The sequence below is a fragment of the Bradyrhizobium iriomotense genome (genome assembly GCF_018130765.1).
In the GTDB taxonomy this organism is placed as follows: Bacteria; Pseudomonadota; Alphaproteobacteria; order Rhizobiales; family Xanthobacteraceae; genus Bradyrhizobium; species Bradyrhizobium iriomotense_A.
Genome location: NZ_JAFCJZ010000014.1, coordinates 174535 through 190900, shown reverse-complemented (window position 1 = coordinate 190900; position 16366 = coordinate 174535). Strand labels below are relative to the sequence as shown.

Annotated in this window: 17 protein-coding genes; 10 read left to right on the top strand and 7 right to left on the bottom strand. The window is 64.4% G+C overall.

Translation table 11 applies throughout. The features are described from left to right. Positions 1 to 93 precede the first annotated feature (93 nt). The 5 genes from tarD to JQ635_RS23940 all read right to left on the bottom strand — a co-directional run bounded on the left by tarD (position 94) and on the right by JQ635_RS23940 (position 4045). The gene (gene tarD / locus JQ635_RS23960) at positions 94 to 1263 is read right to left on the bottom strand and encodes a D(-)-tartrate dehydratase (protein WP_211412241.1); all 1170 of its coding nucleotides are present in this window, start codon (positions 1261 to 1263) and stop codon (positions 94 to 96) included. 134 nt (positions 1264 to 1397) lie between these two features. Further along, entirely contained in the window at positions 1398 to 1640 is a 243-nt protein-coding gene (locus JQ635_RS23955) for a DUF3297 family protein (protein WP_035730878.1), read from the bottom strand. An 11-nt stretch (positions 1641 to 1651) separates the two neighbouring features. Further along, positions 1652 to 2128 (bottom strand): glutathione peroxidase, encoded by a 477-nt coding sequence (locus tag JQ635_RS23950; RefSeq protein ID WP_211412240.1) that lies wholly within the window; start codon positions 2126 to 2128, stop codon positions 1652 to 1654. A gap of 2 nt (positions 2129 to 2130) precedes the next feature. Beyond that, complete coding sequence (locus JQ635_RS23945) at positions 2131 to 3531, bottom strand: amidase family protein (protein ID WP_211412239.1); 1401 nt, start codon at positions 3529 to 3531, stop codon at positions 2131 to 2133. Between the two features lie 256 nt (positions 3532 to 3787). Continuing rightward, on the bottom strand, positions 3788 to 4045 hold the full coding sequence (locus JQ635_RS23940; RefSeq protein ID WP_130365152.1) for a DUF6894 family protein: 258 nt from the start codon (positions 4043 to 4045) through the stop codon (positions 3788 to 3790). A gap of 262 nt (positions 4046 to 4307) precedes the next feature. On the opposite strand from JQ635_RS23940, the gene pqqA reads away from it, so the two are divergent. The 10 genes from pqqA (at position 4308) to JQ635_RS23890 (ending at position 14327) form a co-directional block, all read left to right on the top strand. Further along, positions 4308 to 4388: a pyrroloquinoline quinone precursor peptide PqqA gene (pqqA, locus tag JQ635_RS23935; RefSeq protein ID WP_007595659.1), complete on the top strand. Its 81-nt coding sequence runs from the start codon at positions 4308 to 4310 to the stop codon at positions 4386 to 4388. 132 nt (positions 4389 to 4520) lie between these two features. Beyond that, positions 4521 to 5450: a pyrroloquinoline quinone biosynthesis protein PqqB gene (gene pqqB / locus JQ635_RS23930; protein WP_211412238.1), complete on the top strand. Its 930-nt coding sequence runs from the start codon at positions 4521 to 4523 to the stop codon at positions 5448 to 5450. 20 nt (positions 5451 to 5470) lie between these two features. Continuing rightward, complete coding sequence (pqqC, locus tag JQ635_RS23925; protein WP_246583721.1) at positions 5471 to 6226, top strand: pyrroloquinoline-quinone synthase PqqC; 756 nt, start codon at positions 5471 to 5473, stop codon at positions 6224 to 6226. A 12-nt stretch (positions 6227 to 6238) separates the two neighbouring features. Then, on the top strand, positions 6239 to 6550 hold the full coding sequence (gene pqqD / locus JQ635_RS23920) for a pyrroloquinoline quinone biosynthesis peptide chaperone PqqD (RefSeq protein ID WP_211412236.1): 312 nt from the start codon (positions 6239 to 6241) through the stop codon (positions 6548 to 6550). Further along, the gene (gene pqqE / locus JQ635_RS23915; protein WP_211412235.1) at positions 6547 to 7740 is read left to right on the top strand and encodes a pyrroloquinoline quinone biosynthesis protein PqqE; all 1194 of its coding nucleotides are present in this window, start codon (positions 6547 to 6549) and stop codon (positions 7738 to 7740) included. Before pqqD ends, pqqE begins: the two co-directional genes overlap by 4 nt. Continuing rightward, entirely contained in the window at positions 7730 to 8725 is a 996-nt protein-coding gene (pip, locus tag JQ635_RS23910; RefSeq protein WP_211412234.1) for a prolyl aminopeptidase, read from the top strand. Before pqqE ends, pip begins: the two co-directional genes overlap by 11 nt. Positions 8726 to 8740: 15 nt before the next feature. Next, positions 8741 to 9418 carry a DUF4286 family protein gene (locus tag JQ635_RS23905; protein ID WP_211412233.1) on the top strand — a complete coding sequence of 226 codons (678 nt, stop codon included), beginning with the start codon at positions 8741 to 8743 and terminating at the stop codon, positions 9416 to 9418. A 240-nt stretch (positions 9419 to 9658) separates the two neighbouring features. Next, on the top strand, positions 9659 to 11458 hold the full coding sequence (locus tag JQ635_RS23900) for an FAD-dependent oxidoreductase (protein ID WP_211412232.1): 1800 nt from the start codon (positions 9659 to 9661) through the stop codon (positions 11456 to 11458). Next, complete coding sequence (locus JQ635_RS23895) at positions 11428 to 13275, top strand: 2-oxoacid:acceptor oxidoreductase subunit alpha (RefSeq protein ID WP_211412231.1); 1848 nt, start codon at positions 11428 to 11430, stop codon at positions 13273 to 13275. Before JQ635_RS23900 ends, JQ635_RS23895 begins: the two co-directional genes overlap by 31 nt. Further along, positions 13272 to 14327: a 2-oxoacid:ferredoxin oxidoreductase subunit beta gene (locus tag JQ635_RS23890; protein WP_211412230.1), complete on the top strand. Its 1056-nt coding sequence runs from the start codon at positions 13272 to 13274 to the stop codon at positions 14325 to 14327. The genes JQ635_RS23895 and JQ635_RS23890 overlap by 4 nt, the downstream gene beginning before the upstream one ends. Here JQ635_RS23890 and JQ635_RS23885 read toward each other — a convergent pair whose 3' ends face one another. Beyond that, positions 14328 to 14771 carry a DUF4399 domain-containing protein gene (locus JQ635_RS23885; RefSeq protein WP_211412229.1) on the bottom strand — a complete coding sequence of 148 codons (444 nt, stop codon included), beginning with the start codon at positions 14769 to 14771 and terminating at the stop codon, positions 14328 to 14330. A gap of 17 nt (positions 14772 to 14788) precedes the next feature. Continuing rightward, positions 14789 to 16354, bottom strand: coding sequence for an SUMF1/EgtB/PvdO family nonheme iron enzyme (locus JQ635_RS23880; RefSeq protein ID WP_211412228.1), 1566 nt, complete (start codon positions 16352 to 16354; stop codon positions 14789 to 14791). Positions 16355 to 16366: the final 12 nt, after the last annotated feature.

The window sequence follows — 16366 nt, the reverse complement described above, 5'->3', positions numbered from 1 at the left end:
ATGGGTCCCGGATCGGCGCGCGCTTAAGGCGCGCTTGTCCGGGACGACACTGAGTGTGTGGCGCGGCCATCGTGCCCTCGCGCCGTCGCGCCCTTACTCCGCCAGCGCCTTCATCTCCTTGTAGAGATCGGACTTACCTTCGAAGCCGATGCCGGGGAGATCGGGCATGGTGATGTGGCCGTTCTCGACGCGGACGCCGTCCGGGAAGCCGCCGTAGGGCTGGAACAGGTCGGGATAGCTTTCATTGCCGCCGAGACCTAAACCCGCGGCAATGTTCAGCGACATCTGGTGGCCGCCGTGCGGGATGCAGCGGCTGGGGGACCAGCCGTGGGTTTTCAGGACTTCTAGCGTGCGCTGGTATTCGCACAGGCCATAGGACAGCGCGCAGTCGAATTGCAGCCAGTCGCGGTCGGGGCGCATGCCGCCATAGCGGATCAGATTGCGGGCGTCCTGGTGGCTGAAGAGATTCTCGCCTGTCGCCATCGGGCCGGGATAGAATTCGGCGAGCGCGGCCTGCAGCGCGTAGTCGAGGGGATCGCCGACCTCCTCGTACCAGAACAAGGGATACTCGCGCAGCATCTTGGCGTAGGCGATGCCGGTCTCCAGATTGAAGCGGCCGTTGGCGTCGACGGCGAGCTGCGCGTCCTTGCCGATCTCTTCCAGCACGGCCTCGATGCGCTTACGGTCCTCTTCGATCGGCGCGCCGCCGATCTTCATCTTCACGACGTTGTAGCCGCGATCGAGATAGCCGCGCATCTCGCCGCGCAGCATCGATAAGCCCTTGCCGGGATAGTAATAGCCGCCGGCGGCGTAGACGAACACGCGCGGATTGGCTTTGACACCGTGGCGTTCGGCGAGCAGGCGGAACAGCGGCTTGCCCGCGATCTTCGCCACCGCATCCCACACCGCCATGTCGATGGTGCCGACCGCGACCGAGCGCTCGCCATGGCCGCCCGGCTTCTCGTTGCTCATCATCGCGGCCCAGACCTTGTCGGGGTCGAGATTGTCGCCGGCTTCATCGAGCAGCAACTTCGGATCGGCTTCCAGGATACGCGAGGCGAAGCGCTCGCGGATCAGGCCGCCCTGCCCGTAGCGGCCGTTGGAGTTGAAGCCGTAGCCGACGACGCGCTTGCCGTCGCGCACGACATCGGTGACGACGGCAACGAGGCTGGTCGTCATCTTGGTGAAGTCGATATAGGCGTTGCGGATCGGCGAAGAGATCGGCTTGGTGATCTCGCGGACGTCGACGATGCGGACGGACATGGGGGGCCTTCGATTTGTTAGTGCGTCATTCCGGGATGGTCCGAAGGACCAGACCTCAGGTGCGCAAGTGCGCACCGGGGAATCTCGAGATTCCGGGTTCTCGCTTCGCGAGCCCCGGAATGACGGCTTCGCCGTCACTTCTTATCCCTGAAATACGGCTCGACAGGACCATGCACCTTGATGGTCAGCGGATTGCCGTAGCGGTCCTTGGCGTTCCCTGCGGTGACGCGGACCCAGCCTTCGCTGATGCAGTACTCCTCGACATTGGTCTTCTCGATGCCCTTGAAGCGGATGCCGACGTCGCGGGCCAGGATGTCCGCGTTGTAGTACGGGCTGTTCGGGTCGACCGACAGGCGGTCGGGAAATTCGTCGCTCATGATTGTCTCGCTCACAACAGGGTCTCGATTTGGTGCCGCAATCCTTCGGGCCGGGCGGTCGGCGCATAGCGCGCGATCACCTTGCCGGCACGGTCCACCAGGAATTTGGTGAAATTCCATTTGATGGAGGCGCCTAACAGGCCGGATTGCTGACGTTTCAGGTACTCATACAGGGGATGCGCATTGGCGCCGTTGACGTCGATCTTCTCGAACAGGGGGAAAGTGACGTCGTAATGGGTCGAGCAGAATTCCTGGATCTCGCTCGCCTGCCCCGGCTCCTGCGCGCCGAACTGGTTGCAGGGAAAGCCGAGCACCGCGAAGCCGCGCGGCGACAGATCGCGATAGAGATCCTCGAGGCCGCGATATTGCGGCGTGAAGCCGCATTTGCTCGCGGTGTTGACGATCAGCAGCACCTGTCCTTCGAAGCGGCGCATCGGCACCTCCTCGCCGGCAAGCGAGTTGGCCTTGAAGTCGTAGATCACAGACATCGCTAACCCACGGGGTCGATCGGCGACGGCGGCACGCCGCCGGCCTCGATCGCTTCGCCTGCGAGCAGGCACAAATCCTCACGATAGCGGCCCGACACGATGTGCACGCCGACCGGCGTCTTGCCGACGAGGCCGGTGGACACCACGAGGCCCGGCAGGCCCATGAAGGGTGTGGCGATCTGCGGCATCTGTGCTTCCCAGACGCGCTTGAAGGACTCCTCGTCCTTGCAATCGAGATGATCGGGGAACGGCAATTCGCCCGAGACCGGCGTCAGCACCACGGCATATTTTTCGAAGAACAGCATCCAGTCGCGCGTCAGCGTGGCTCTTCGGGTCAGCGCCTTGGCGTAGTTGGCCTGGTCCATCGGCGTGACCCTGGCGCGGTTGCCGCGCAGACAGGCCAGCGCGCCGGGATCGCCCTCGCGCTCGGCCATCTCGAGCTGCGCCTCATAGCCGTCGCCGAGCCACAGCTTGATCTGCCACTCGACCGCTTCGCGCATCGGCGGGGTGTTTTCGATCGTCTCGACGGTCCAGCCGGCGCGCTCGAGGCGCTTGCCGGCATCGCTCACCGCGGCCTTCACCTCCGGGGTGGTGGCAAGGCCATCCGGGTTGAGGCAGAGCGCGGCACGCTTCGGCCGCGCGGGGCCTTGCAGCGGCGCGGGAACATACCAGGGGTCGCGGATGTCGCGGGCAGACATCGCTTCGAGCGAGATGCGCAGATCGTTGACGGTGCGGGCGAGCGGGCCCGAGACCGCCATGATCTGCGGCCCGATCGGGCGCTCCGGCAGCACCGGGTTGAAGGCGGGGATGCGGCCGAGCGTCGGGCGCAGGCCGTGCACGCCGCAGGCATAGGCGGGGTAGCGGATCGAGCCGGCGATGTCGGTGCCGTGGGCGATGTGGCCGATGCCGGCCGCGACCGCCGAGCCGGCGCCGCCGGAGGAGCCGCCCGGCGTCAGCGAGGCATCGCGGGGGTTCTTGGTGTCGCCATGGACCAGATTGGTGGTGAACCAGCGATAGGAGAAGGCCGGGCAATTGGTGCGGCCGAGCAGGACGGCGCCCGATTTGCGGAAATTGGCGACCACCGGATTGTCCTCGCGCGCGATCAGGTCGCGCTGCAGCTTGAGGCCGTTGGTGGTGGCAAACCCCTCCTGGTCGACATTGGCCTTGATCGTGACGGGCACGCCGGCGAGCGCGCCGGGGTCCTCGCCCCGGCCAATCGCGGCATCGACGGCGTCGGCCTGCTTGAGCACATCCTCCGGGCGGTGGTCGATCACGGCGTTGAGGGCGGGATTGACCGCGTCCAGGCGGTCGAGGCCGGCCTTGGCGGCCTCCCGGGCGGACACCTTCTTGGACCTGACGAGGGTGGCGAGGTCGGCAGCCGACAGGCGCCAGAGATCTTGCATGGCTTGCTCCGTATGACCGGCGTCTTTTAGCGCCGGGAACGCGGCAAAGCCATGCGGATTTCGCAGGGGCGAAGGTGTGATGTCAGTGCTGCACAGGTCTCACCACGGGCACGCTGCAACCTCTCCCGCTTGCGGGAGAGGTCGCGCCGAAGGCGCGGGTGAGGGCTTTTTCCTCTGGGGGATTGTCCCGCTTGCGGAGACACCCTCTCCCCAACCCTCTCCCGCAAGCGGGAGAGGGAGCGCAGCTTGCGAGCCGCTAATGCCTTGTCGCCGACTGGTCCGGCATGTCCAGCAGCGCCTCGGTGAAGGGAAACTCCAGCACGATCTCCCCGTCGGAATCGGTGACCTCGATGACCGCCTCCAGCAGCGCCGGCTGGGTTCCTTCCGATTTCAGGACCTCCAGGATCATCTGGCGGGCGACCTCCCAGGCGCGATCGGGGTTGCGCAGGTCCTCGCCGTCAGGATCCACGATCAATTCGTCGCCGATACGGGTGTTGAAGAAATATCTGGGCATGCCTGATCCAATGGGGTCGCCTGTAGCCGATTGGAAGCCGTTCTATACTCACAACTGGTTTATCCCGACAGGGATCACGACCTATCGGCCGATTTTGCGTATGTCATTCGCTCATCTTTACGGCCGCAATACGCTCTCTTTGCAGCGCACCAATTAAGCCGGCCTACTACCTAGGTCGGGAAAATTTCACTGGCGAACTTTTCCGCCCGCATTAATTTATCTGCGGGCGGATACGTCCGAATTCGCGAAAATGGAGAGCCAAATGGCCTGGAAAGCCCCGAAGATCGTCGAAGTGCCCTGCGGCATGGAAATCAACATGTATGTGAGCGCCACCCGCAAGTAAGCGGTTGGTGTGTACGCGTTCTGCGCAGGTGGTTCTTGCGGTCGGGCACTTTCGGTCACGACGCGTTTCCGGAAGATAGATTTTGTGTCGGCCTGAGATCCACCTCGCGACGTTGCCTCCAGGAGACGGATCATGCTTCGCGTCGTCGTCCTGGGCGCAGGGGCCGGCGGCGGAGTGCCGCAATGGAATTGCGGCTGCGAGGGCTGCCGCGCGGCCCGTGCGAATGGACATGAGCTGCATCGAACCCAGGCGTCGGTTGCCTTCAGCGGCGACGGCGAGCACTGGTTCCTGATCAACGCCTCGCCCGATCTTCGCCAGCAACTGAATGCCACGCCGCAACTGCACCCCAAGGCGGGCGCGCTGCGCCATACGCCGGTTGCCGGCGTGATCCTGACCAACGGCGAAGTGGATGCCGTGGCCGGCCTGCTGTCGATGCGCGAAGGCTCGCCCTTCACGGTCTATGCGCATGAGAAGGTGCTCGCGATCCTTGCCAGCAACAGCATCTTCAACGTGCTGAACGAGAAGAACGTGCGGCGCCAGTCGATCGACATAGGCGAGCCGTTCGAGCCGCGCCTGACCGACGGTACGCGCTCAGGGCTCGAGGTGCTGCCCTTTGCCGTGCCCGGCAAGTCGGCCTGGTATCTCGAAGGCAAGGCCCATCCGGGCGGCGAGACCGGCGACGGCGACACGCTGGGCCTGAAGATCACCGACAAGGCCACCGGCAAGTGCTTCTATTTCATCGCCGCCTGCGCCGAGGTGACCGACGCGCTCAAGGCCGAGATCGACGGCGCCGCGCTGGTGTTCTTCGACGGCACGGTCTGGCAGGATGACGAGATGATCAGGGCCGGGCTCGGCCACAAGACCGGCAAGAGCATGGGCCATGTCGCGATGTCCGGCGCCGATGGCGCGATTGCGCGGCTTGCCGACCTCGATATCGACAGGAAGATATTTCTGCATATCAATAACTCGAACCCGGCGCTGCTGCCCGCCTCCCCGGAGCGGAAAATGGCAGAACAGGCGGGCTGGCAAATACCTGGGGATGGAACGGAGATCGTGCTGTGAATGCCGCGTCAATGACTGGAATGACCGCGCTCTCGATCGGCAAGGACATCAGGCTGAATTCGGCCGAGGAGCTGGAGGCGACGCTGCGCCATATCGGGGCGACGCGCTATCACAGCCTGCATCCGTTCCATAAGCTCTTGCACGGCGGCAAGCTGAACAAGGGCCAGGTGCAGGCCTGGGCGCTCAACCGCTACTATTACCAGAGCACCATCCCGATCAAGGACGCGGTGGTGATCTCGCGCTTCCGCGACCGCGCCACGCGCGTGGAATGGCGTCACCGCATCGAGGACCATGACGGCGATGTCGGCTCCGAGGGCGGCATCGAGCGCTGGCTGAAGCTGACCGAAGGCCTCGGCCTCGACACCGCTTACGTGGAATCGACCGAAGGCATTCTGCCGGCGACGCGCTTCGCGGTGGAGGCTTACGTCCACTACTGCCGTGAAAAGAGCCCGCTGGAGGCAATCGCCTCCTCGCTCACCGAGCTGTTCGCGCCGAGCATCCACGAAGAGCGCATCTCCGGCATGCTGCAGCATTACGACTTCGTCAATCCCGACATCATGAGCTACTTCAAGCGCCGCCTGACGCAGGCGCCGCGCGATGCCAATTTCGCGCTCGACTACGTCAAGACGCACGCCACGACGCCGGAGCAGCGCGCGCAGGTGTGCAACGCGCTGATCTTCAAGACCAACGTGCTATGGGTGCAGCTCGACGCCCTTCAGCACGCCTATGTCGAGGGCAACATTCCGCCGGGCGCGTTCGTGCCCAAAGCGAGCTAAAGAGGAACTGGGATGGCCGGGCCGCGTCATATCAGCGTCAGCGAGGCAAGCCGCCCCGTGCTGCCGCGGCATGCCAAGCTGAAATACGACGAGACCCGCAAGGTCTGGGTGATCCTGGCGCCGGAACGCGTGCTGGCGCCGGACGAAATCGCGGTGGAGGTCTTGCAGCTCTGCAATGGCGAGCGCAATGTCGGCGACGTCGCGGATCAGCTCGCGGCCAAATACGCCGCACCGCGCGAGGCGATCCTGGCCGACGTCATCGTGATGCTGCAGGATCTCGCCGACAAGGGCTTCCTCACCGAGGCCCGGGAGAAGACGTTATGAGCGACGTGCTCGGCAATATCCCGCCCGGGATGAGCGACAGCCTCGCGGTGCTGGAGAAGCAGCGCTCGACGGCAGAGACCTTTGGGATTCCGCTCGCGGTGCTGCTCGAGATCACGCACCGCTGCCCGCTGCAATGCCCCTACTGTTCCAACCCGGTCGAGCTCGACCGCTCGGGCAAGGAGCTGACCACGGACGAGTGGAAAAAGGTCTTGAGCGAGCTCGCCGAGATCGGCGTGCTGCAGGTGCATTTCTCCGGCGGCGAGCCGACGGCACGGAAAGACCTCGTCGAGCTGGTCAAGCATGCGAGCGACGCCGGGCTCTATACCAATCTCATCACCTCGGCCGTGCTGCTGACGCGCGAGAAGCTTAGCGATCTCGCCGACGCCGGGCTCTGCCATGTCCAGATCTCTTTCCAGGGCGTCGAGGAAGGCCTTGCCGACCGCGTCGCCGGCTACAAGAATGCGCATCGCAAGAAGCTCGAGGTCGCAAAATGGACGCGCGAGCTCGACCTGCCGCTCACGGTGAACGCGGTGATGCACCGGCAGAACCTGCACCACCTCCCCGACATCATCCAGATGGCGCTCGATCTCGATGCCGACCGGCTCGAGGTCGCCAATGTCCAGTATTACGGCTGGGCGCTGAAGAACCGCGCCGCCTTGATGCCGACCGTGGCGCAGCTCGATGAGTGCACCCGCCTCGTCGAGGAGGCGCGCGAGCAGCTAAAGGGCCGGCTGACCATCGACTACGTCGTGCCGGATTATTACGCGCTGCGGCCGAAGAAGTGCATGGGCGGCTGGGGCCGGCAGTTCTTCAACATCTCGCCCGCCGGCAAGGTGCTGCCGTGCCACGCCGCCGAGAGCATCACCGGGCTCGATTTCGAATCCGTGCGCTCCAACCATTCGATCGCCTGGATCTGGCAGAACTCGGAGGCCTTCAACCGCTATCGCGGCACCGGCTGGATGAAGGAGCCGTGCAAATCTTGCGAGTTCCGCGAGATCGATTTCGGCGGCTGCCGCTGCCAGGCGTTCGCGCTGACGGGCGATGCCGCCAACACCGACCCGGCCTGCGCGCTGTCGCCGCTGCACGAGACCATCTTCAAGCAGGCCGAGCGCGAGGCCGAGGGCGAGACCAACCGCTTCCTCTACCGCAACTTCGCCGGCGGCACCCTGGAACCCGAGAATGACGCCTGACGCCGACGCGGCCAGCTCGGTCAGGCGTGCCGACCCCTTTGCGCCGCTGACCTCCGACATGCTCGATGTCGGCGACGGCCATGAGCTCTATGTCGAGAGCGTCGGGCGCGCCGACGGGATCCCTGCGGTCTATCTGCATGGCGGGCCCGGCAGCGGCTGCCAGCCCGATCATCGCCGGCTGTTTGATCCCGAGCGTCTCCATGCCGTTCTGTTCGACCAGCGCGGCTGCGGCCGCAGCCTTCCAAAGGGATCGCGCGAGCACAACACCACGGCGCACCTGATCGCGGACATGGAGAAGATCCGCGAGAAGTTCGGCATCTCGCACTGGATGGTGGTCGGCGGCTCCTGGGGCGCCACGCTGGCGCTGGCGTATGCGCAGGCCCATCCCGAGCGCGTCTCGGGCATCGCGCTCCGCGCGACCTTCCTGGGCACGCGGGCCGAAGTCGTGACGGCCTTCACGACGCGCCTGTCGCAATTCTATCCCGCGCTCTACGAGGATTTCCTCAGCGTGCTGCCGCCCGAGGAACGGGATCAGCCGGTGGACGCCTATTGGCGCCGCATCCTCGATGCCGACCCGGCCGTGCATGGCCCGGCGGCGAAGGCCTGGCACGACACCGAGCGCATCCTGTCCGAGCACAGGCCGGCGAGGACGCGGCTCGACCTCGCCTCGCTGAACGTCTGGCGCACATTGCCGGCGACACCGTTCATGGAAGCGCATTACTTCCTCAACGACAGCTTCATGACCGGGAACCAGTTGCTGCGGAATGCCGGCCGGCTCGAAGGCATTCCCGGCATCATCATCCAGGGACGCTACGACCTGTTGTGCCCTCCTGAGACATCTCAGGCGCTTGCAAAAGTCTGGCCCGGTTCCGAACTTCGCATCGTGGAAGAAGCCGGGCATTCGCTCTATGATGGCGGCGTGAGGGACGCGGTCATGAAGTCGATCGCGGACCTTGCTTCGAAGGCCGCGCGCGAGCGCGCATAACAGGACACCAAGAAAATGCCGCTCGCCGGGAAAGGCATGCTGCTGACGTCGATGAATATCGACGCCGCCGATGAGGCCGAGTTCAATCGCTGGTACGATCGCGAGCATCTGGAAGAGCGCGTCGCGATCGAGGGTTTCCTGGAAGCGCGGCGCTATGTCGCGCACGCCGCCAATCCCAAATATCTCTCGCTGTATTCGACCGCCACACTCGACGTGCTCGACAGTCCCGCCTACCGGGCGCGGCTCGCCAACCAGACCGAATGGTCACGGCGGACGATGGCGCATTTCAAGGACATGCTGCGCGTGGTCGCGCGCATCACCATCAGCAAGGGCACCGGACGCGGGGCCGCGCTCGGCGTGGTGCGGCTGCGGCCGACGCCTGACAATGCCGCACCCTGGCGTGATGCACTGCAAGAAAAGCTGGCACCGGAAAAGCACGCCGGCATCATCTCGATGCATCTGCTCGAGAGCGAGTCGGAATTGTCGGGTGCCACGGCGGATATTCCAGCGGTGCGCAACGAAGGTGCACGGGACTGGTTCGTGCTGATCGACGGCACGCATGTCGGCGCGGTCTCGGCCGTCATCGCCGAGCGCTTCACCGGTCCCGCCGCATCACCCTTCCCGCTTCCGGTCTCGGTCGGCACCTACTGCCTGATGTGGGACCTCGCAAAGAGCGACATCGCGCGCGGCTGAAGCGGCCATCCGCATTGCAACATATTGCACCGCCGCATGTTGCGCGCGGCGCGTTAATGCTGTGCACGCGCAGCTCCCATGAAAGCGGGAGATCACCCAAATTTGCCGTTGTGCTTCGGAATGGTTCTAATAAGCTAACCCAATGACGTCATTCAGAAACCGGATTGAAGCGCGCTAAAGCGCTCGCCAAGCTCAAGAAAAGGCCGCGGGGGTCTTTGGGCCTGCGCGGACAGGGTAGGAATGAAACCGACCGATATCGCGGCCCCCGACTACTTTCACAAAGTGGTCGATTGCCAGTGGGCCTGTCCTGCACACACCCCGGTTCCCGAATACATCCGACTGATTGCACAAGGCCGCTACAGCGACGCCTATATGATCAATTGGAAATCGAATGTGTTTCCCGGAATTCTGGGACGCACCTGCGATCGTCCCTGCGAGCCGGCGTGCCGCCGCGGACGCGTCGAGGAAAATCCGGTGGCAATCTGCCGCCTCAAGCGCGTCGCCGCCGATTTCAAGGACGACATCAAGCAGCGCCTGCCGCGGCCCTCGCCAAAGAATGGCAAGCGTGTTGCCCTTGTGGGCGGTGGTCCGGCGTCGTTGACCGTTGCACGCGATCTCGCGCCGCTCGGCTACCATTGCACCGTGTTCGACGGCGATCCCGAAGCCGGCGGCATGATGCGCTCGCAGATCCCGAAATTCCGCCTGCCCAATTCCGTCATCGACGAGGAGACCGGCTACATCCTGGGTCTCGGCGTCGACTTCAAGGGCGGCCATCGCATCGAGAGCATGAAGTCGCTGCTGGCGGAGAAATACGACGCGATCTTCGTCGGCTCCGGCGCGCCGCGCGGCCGCGAGCTTGACATTCCCGGCCGGAAAGAGGCCGCCGCGAACATCCATATCGGCATCGAATGGCTGGCCAATGTGTCGTTCGGCCATGTCGACAAGATCGGCAAGCGCGTCATCGTGCTCGGCGGCGGCAACACCGCGATGGATTGCTGCCGCACCGCACGCCGGCTCGGCGGCGAGAAAGTCACGGTGGTCGTCCGCTCCGGCTTCGAGGAGATGAAGGCCTCGCCCTGGGAGAAGGAAGACGCGCTCCACGAGGATATCCCGATCCTCAACTACATGGTGCCGGTGGCCTTCAAGCATGTCGCCGGCAAGCTGATCGGCGTCACCTTCCAGAAGGTGAAAGCCGAATACGACGCCAAAGGCCGGCGCAACCTGGTGCCTTCGGGCGAGCCCGACGAGACGATCGTATGCGACGACGTGCTGGTCGCGGTCGGCCAGGAGAACGCCTTCCCCTGGATCGAGCAGGATTGCGGCATCGAGTTCGACAAATGGCACATGCCCATGGTCGATCCCAAGACCTTCGCCTCGACCAATCCAAAGGTGTTCTTCGGCGGCGACGCCGCGTTCGGGCCGAAGAACATCATCTGGGCGGTCGCGCACGGCCATGACGCCGCGCTGTCGATCCACAAGATGCTCTCGGGCGAGGACATCACCGAGCGCCCGCTACCGGAGGTGCAAATCTCCTCGCAGAAGATGGGCATCCACGAATGGAGCTATGACAACGACATCTCCAACGACAAGCGCTTCAAGGTGCCGCATCGCGACAAGGTCATCGCGCTGAAGGACATCCGCGCCGAGGTCGAGCTCGGCTACGACGTCAAGCTCGCACTGGGCGAAGCCGAGCGCTGCCTGAACTGCGACGTCCAGACGGTGTTCTCGACCTCGCTCTGCATCGAGTGCGACGCCTGCGCCGACATCTGCCCGATGGACTGCATCACCTTCACGGACAATGGCGAAGAGAGCGACCTGCGCCAGCGTCTGAAGGCGCCCTCGCCGCGTCCGGACCAGGACCTCTACGTCTCCAGCGACCTCAAGACCGGGCGCGTGATGGTGAAGGACGAGGATGTCTGCCTGCATTGCGGGCTGTGCGCCGAGCGTTGTCCCACCGGCGCCTGGGACATGCAGAAATATTTCATCGATATGACCCACGCAGGTTCGACATGTCCGACAAAAAGCCGATCAGCAGCGTAAACGACTTCGTCGTCCGCTTCGCCAACGTCAACGGCTCGGGCTCGGCCAGCGCCAACGAGATGTTCGCGCGCGCGATCCTGCGCCATGGCGTGCCGGTGTCCCCGCGCAACATCTTCCCATCCAACATCCAGGGCCTGCCGACCTGGTACGAGGTGCGCGTGACGGAAGCCGGCCATCTCGGCGCCCGCGGCGGCGTCGACATGATGGTGGCGATGAATCCGCAGACCTGGGACAAGGACGTCGCCGGCATCGAGCCCGGCGGCTATCTGTTCTACGATTCCACCAAGCCGATGCCGTCGACCAAGTTCCGCGACGACATCACGGTGATCGGCGTGCCGCTCACCGCGATCACCAACTCGACCTATACCGATCCGCGCCAGCGCCAGCTGTTCAAGAACATCATCTATCTGGGCAGCCTCTCGGCGCTGCTCGACATGGACCCGAAGCTGATCGAGCAGCTGATCGGCGAGCAGTACAAGGGCAAGGAGAAGCTGCTCTCCTCCAACGTCCATGCGCTGCATCTCGGCCGCGACTGGGCGCTGCAGAACCTGAAATGCCCGATCGGGCTCAGGGTGAAGAAGTCCGACAAGGTCGGCGACCGCATCTTCATCGAGGGCAACAGCGCCGCCGCGCTCGGCGCCGTCTATGGCGGCGCCACCGTGTGCGCCTGGTATCCGATCACGCCGTCCTCGTCGGTGGCGGAGGCCTTCACTGCGCATTGCAAGAAGTACCGGCACGATCCGGAGACCGGCAAAGCGAAATACGCGATCGTGCAGGGCGAGGACGAGCTGGCTTCGATCGGCATCGTCATCGGCGCCTCCTGGAACGGCGCGCGCGCCTTCACGGCGACCTCGGGCCCCGGCATCTCGCTGATGACGGAGTTCATCGGCCTCTCCTATTTCGCCGAGATTCCGGCCGTGATCATGAACATCCAGCGCGCCGGCCCCTCCACGGGCATGCCGACGCGCACCCAGCAATGCGACATCATCGCCTGCGCCTATGCCTCGCATGGCGACACCAAGCATGTGCTGCTGTTCCCGGAAGATCCGGCCGAAGCGTTCGAGTTCGCGGCGGCCGCCTTCGATCTCGCCGAGCGGCTGCAGACCACGATCTTCCTGATGCTCGACCTCGACATCGGCATGAACCATCGGCTCTGCCGCCCGCTGAAGTGGGATGACGCCCGGCAATACGACCGCGGCAAGATCATGACCGCGGAGATGCTGGAAGAAGGCCGCGACTTCGGCCGCTATCTCGACGTCGACGGCGACGGCATTCCCTATCGCACCTATCCCGGCACGCATCCGACCAAGGGCTCCTATTTCACCCGCGGCACCTCGCGCGACCGCTATGCGCGCTACTCCGAGGAAGGCACGGTCTACGCCGACAACATGCAGCGCCTGGTGCGCAAGTTCGAGACCGCGCAGGACCTGGTGCCGCGGCCGCTGCAGGCCAATGCGGAACGGCCGACCAAATATGGCGTGATCTATTTCGGCTCGACCTCGCCGGCGATGGACGAGGCGATCGGCCTGCTGGAGGCACGCGGGCATCAGCTCGATCGCCTGCGCATCCGCGCCTTCCCGTTCCATTCGAGCGTGGCGAGCTTCCTCGCCGAGCACGACTTCGTCTACGTCGTCGAGCAGAACCGCGACAGCCAGCTCCGCCAGCTCATCGTCAACGAGAACGGCATCGACCCGGTGCGTCTCGTGCCGATCGTGCATTACGACGGCTCGCCGATCACCGCCCGTTTCATCGCAAAAGCCATTGGCGACCACCAGGATCACCTCAAGGTGACCCCGCTCCGCAAGGCCGTGTCATGACCTATATTGCCAAACCGAAATTCCATCATCCGGGCCTCAAGAAGAACGAGCTCGGCTACACGCATCGCGACTACGAGGGCAAGATCTCGACGCTGTGCGCCGGCTGCGGCCACGATTCGATCACGGCCTCGATCATCGAGGCCTGCTACGAACTCTCGATCGAACCGCACCGGGTGGCGAAGATCTCCGGCATCGGCTGCTCGTCGAAGACGCCGGACTATTTCCTCGGCAATTCGCACGGCTTCAACTCCGTGCACGGCCGCATGCCCAGCGTGCTCACAGGCGCCAACCTCGCCAACCGCGACCTGATCTATCTCGGCGTCTCCGGCGACGGCGATTCCGCCTCGATCGGCTTCGGCCAGTTCGCGCATTCGATCCGGCGCGGCGTCAACATGACCTACATCGTCGAGAACAACGGCGTCTACGGCCTGACCAAGGGCCAGTTCTCGGCAACCGCCGACCGCGGCTCGAAGAGCAAGAAGGGCGTCACCAACACCGACAACGCCATCGACCTCGTCGCGATCGCGCTGCAGCTGGGCGCAACCTTCGTGGCGCGCTCATTCTCCGGCGACAAGAGCCAGCTTGTGCCGCTGATCGCGGCCGCGATCGGCCACAAGGGCGCGTCCTTCATCGACGTCATCAGCCCCTGCATCGCCTTCAACAATCACGCCGGCTCGACCAAGAGTTTTGACTATGTCCGCGAGCACAATGATGCCGTAAACCGGCTCGACGTGCTGGTCGGCCGCGATCCGATCGCAGTCGACTACGCACCGGGCACGGTGCAGCTGGTCGAGCAGCATGACGGCAGCAAGATCGCACTGCGCAAGATCGACGCCGATTACGACCCGCATGACCGGTTGGGGGCTCAGACCTTCCTCGCGAAGCACGCCGCCAAGGGCCAGATCGTCACCGGCCTGCTCTATGTCGACCCGGATGCGGAGGACCTGCACGAGCACCTCAACACGGTCGAGACCCCGCTCAACACGCTGGAAGCGGACACGCTCTGCCCGGGCTCGGCGGTGCTGGACAAGATCAACGCCAGCCTGCGCTGATCACTTGCCGGCAAGCGGTTGCCTGACACGTATGGTGATCTTCTCGGACACGATGGGCGGCTCGAACGGATAGTGCTTGGCGTCGCCAAGCACCAGTTGCAGCGTGTGCGTGCCGGGGGCAAGTTCGAGCTGGGTCTCGGTCTGCCCGGCGCCGAAGTGCAGATGCGACTTGTCCTGCGGAATTGGCTCCTTGGGATCGATGGGATCGTTCACGTCGACCAGCAAATGGTGATGGCCGGCGTTCTGGTAGTCGTCGCCGGCATGCGTCACGCCCATGTTGCGTAAGCCGAACCGGACCCAGAATGCGCCGCGAAGCTTCTGCCCGTCACGCGGGCTGATGAAATAGACCTTGGCGTCCTTGGGCGCGGTCTTGCCCTGCGCGTAGGCCGCGCCCGGAGGCAATGCGATCGCTGCCGCCAATGCGGCGCCAAGAATGATCTTCATCAAATCCCCTCCGGCACTTACGGACTGAGCGCGACGCGGAAGCCATGCGTGGGGTAACGGACATTGGTATCGTAACCATCGCGGTTGGACGGCCGCACATATCGCGAATCGTTCTTCCAGGAGCCCGAGCGCAGGACGTGCGAGGAGCAGTCACCGCCGGCCCATGCCGAGCCGTCGCCGGGCGCGCCTTGATAGCTCTTGTGCCAGCAATCCTCGACCCACTGGTCGATCGCGCCGCCCATGTCGTACAGCCCGAACGGGTTTGGCTTGAAGCTGCCGACCCTCGCCGGCTGCTCGGACCCGAGATTGCCGCAATCCTTGCAGCCGGCCATGCCCGGCTGGAGCTTGTCACCCCACCAATACTTGCCCTGCGTTCCGCCGCGCGCCGCGTACTCCCATTCGGCTTCGCTCGGAAGCCGATACGGCTTCTTCGTCGCCTGGGAGAGATACGACACATATTGTTGCGCGTCGGTCCAGCTCACATTGCTGACCGGCGCATCGTCCTTGCCGGTCGCCGTGAATCCGCACGCCTTCGCAGCGGCGCATTCGTTCCACTCCTGCACCGTCACTGGATATTTGCCGATCGAGAACGGCTTGATCGTGACCTGGTGGACCGGGCGTTCCGTCGGATCGTCATTGCTTCCCATGGCGAAGCTGCCGCCGCGAATGGCGATCATCTCGGGTTCTCGGACCGGTGTCACCGATGGGGCGGATGCCGGAGATGGTGAAGGCGATGCTGCAGGCGATGGCGTCGTTGTGGGCAACGGAGACGCCGCGGGTGCGGCTTGTGGCGCCGGCGCCGCCGGGCTCGGCAACGACTGAACGGATTGCGGCATCGGCGAAGCTGACGGCGCCGCGATCGGAGGAGCTGCAGCCTGTTGCCCTATCTGGCTGCGGTGCTGCACCAGCACGTACCAAAGCACGTAGCCGGCAATCACCAGCAATGCCGTGATCAGAAGAAAGAGCAGCACGCTCTCGCGCCGGCCGCGCGTCCTGCCGACTGCGTCTGCGTCCGGCAGCACGCGATAGACCCGCACCGGATCGGTGATGTTCTTGACCTTGCGGTCCCCGAGCGACTCATAGCCGCATACGACCTTGTGCTTGATCTGCTCGTAGATCGCACCCGAGATATAGACCTGACCGGGCTCCGCAATGCCTTCGATGCGTGTGGCGATGTTGACGCCGTCGCCGTAGACATCGTCCGGCTCCACGATGACGTCGCCGAGATTGACGCCAATCCGGTATTCGAGCCGTGAATGCTTGGGAAGCGGGGCGTTGCGGCCGATGAGATTCTGCTGGATGACGATGCTGCATCGAACCGCCTCGACCGGGCTATCGAAGATCGCGATAAAGCCGTCGCCCGTCGTCTTCACCAGCGTGCCATGGTGCTCGACGATGCTGGGCTGGATGATATCCCGCTCGATCCGCTTGACGCGGACATGCGTTCCCTCCTCGTCGGCCTGCATGATGCGACTGTAGGAAGCGATATCGCCGACGATGATCGCCGCGAGACGACGAGGCATGGGGCCGTGTGGAGGCGGCCCGTCCTGATTTCCGGATCTGAAGTTGCGAATTTCGCCCATTGCGGGGGACTC

What these genes read in the sequence shown, in the direction of transcription:
- JQ635_RS23950 (WP_211412240.1), bottom strand. Translation starts at nt 2,128, where the DNA reads ATGTCTGTGATCTACGACTTCAAGGCCAACTCGCTTGCCGGCGAGGAG.
- JQ635_RS23905 (WP_211412233.1), top strand. Translation starts at nt 8,741, where the DNA reads ATGCCGCTCGCCGGGAAAGGCATGCTGCTGACGTCGATGAATATCGAC.
- JQ635_RS23945 (WP_211412239.1), bottom strand. Translation starts at nt 3,531, where the DNA reads ATGCAAGATCTCTGGCGCCTGTCGGCTGCCGACCTCGCCACCCTCGTC.
- JQ635_RS23900 (WP_211412232.1), top strand. Translation starts at nt 9,659, where the DNA reads ATGAAACCGACCGATATCGCGGCCCCCGACTACTTTCACAAAGTGGTC.
- pqqD (WP_211412236.1), top strand. Translation starts at nt 6,239, where the DNA reads ATGGCCGGGCCGCGTCATATCAGCGTCAGCGAGGCAAGCCGCCCCGTG.
- JQ635_RS23895 (WP_211412231.1), top strand. Translation starts at nt 11,428, where the DNA reads ATGTCCGACAAAAAGCCGATCAGCAGCGTAAACGACTTCGTCGTCCGC.
- JQ635_RS23955 (WP_035730878.1), bottom strand. Translation starts at nt 1,640, where the DNA reads ATGAGCGACGAATTTCCCGACCGCCTGTCGGTCGACCCGAACAGCCCG.
- pip (WP_211412234.1), top strand. Translation starts at nt 7,730, where the DNA reads ATGACGCCTGACGCCGACGCGGCCAGCTCGGTCAGGCGTGCCGACCCC.
- JQ635_RS23940 (WP_130365152.1), bottom strand. Translation starts at nt 4,045, where the DNA reads ATGCCCAGATATTTCTTCAACACCCGTATCGGCGACGAATTGATCGTG.
- JQ635_RS23880 (WP_211412228.1), bottom strand. Translation starts at nt 16,354, where the DNA reads ATGGGCGAAATTCGCAACTTCAGATCCGGAAATCAGGACGGGCCGCCT.
- pqqA (WP_007595659.1), top strand. Translation starts at nt 4,308, where the DNA reads ATGGCCTGGAAAGCCCCGAAGATCGTCGAAGTGCCCTGCGGCATGGAA.
- pqqB (WP_211412238.1), top strand. Translation starts at nt 4,521, where the DNA reads ATGCTTCGCGTCGTCGTCCTGGGCGCAGGGGCCGGCGGCGGAGTGCCG.
- pqqE (WP_211412235.1), top strand. Translation starts at nt 6,547, where the DNA reads ATGAGCGACGTGCTCGGCAATATCCCGCCCGGGATGAGCGACAGCCTC.
- tarD (WP_211412241.1), bottom strand. Translation starts at nt 1,263, where the DNA reads ATGTCCGTCCGCATCGTCGACGTCCGCGAGATCACCAAGCCGATCTCT.
- pqqC (WP_246583721.1), top strand. Translation starts at nt 5,471, where the DNA reads ATGACCGCGCTCTCGATCGGCAAGGACATCAGGCTGAATTCGGCCGAG.
- JQ635_RS23885 (WP_211412229.1), bottom strand. Translation starts at nt 14,771, where the DNA reads ATGAAGATCATTCTTGGCGCCGCATTGGCGGCAGCGATCGCATTGCCT.
- JQ635_RS23890 (WP_211412230.1), top strand. Translation starts at nt 13,272, where the DNA reads ATGACCTATATTGCCAAACCGAAATTCCATCATCCGGGCCTCAAGAAG.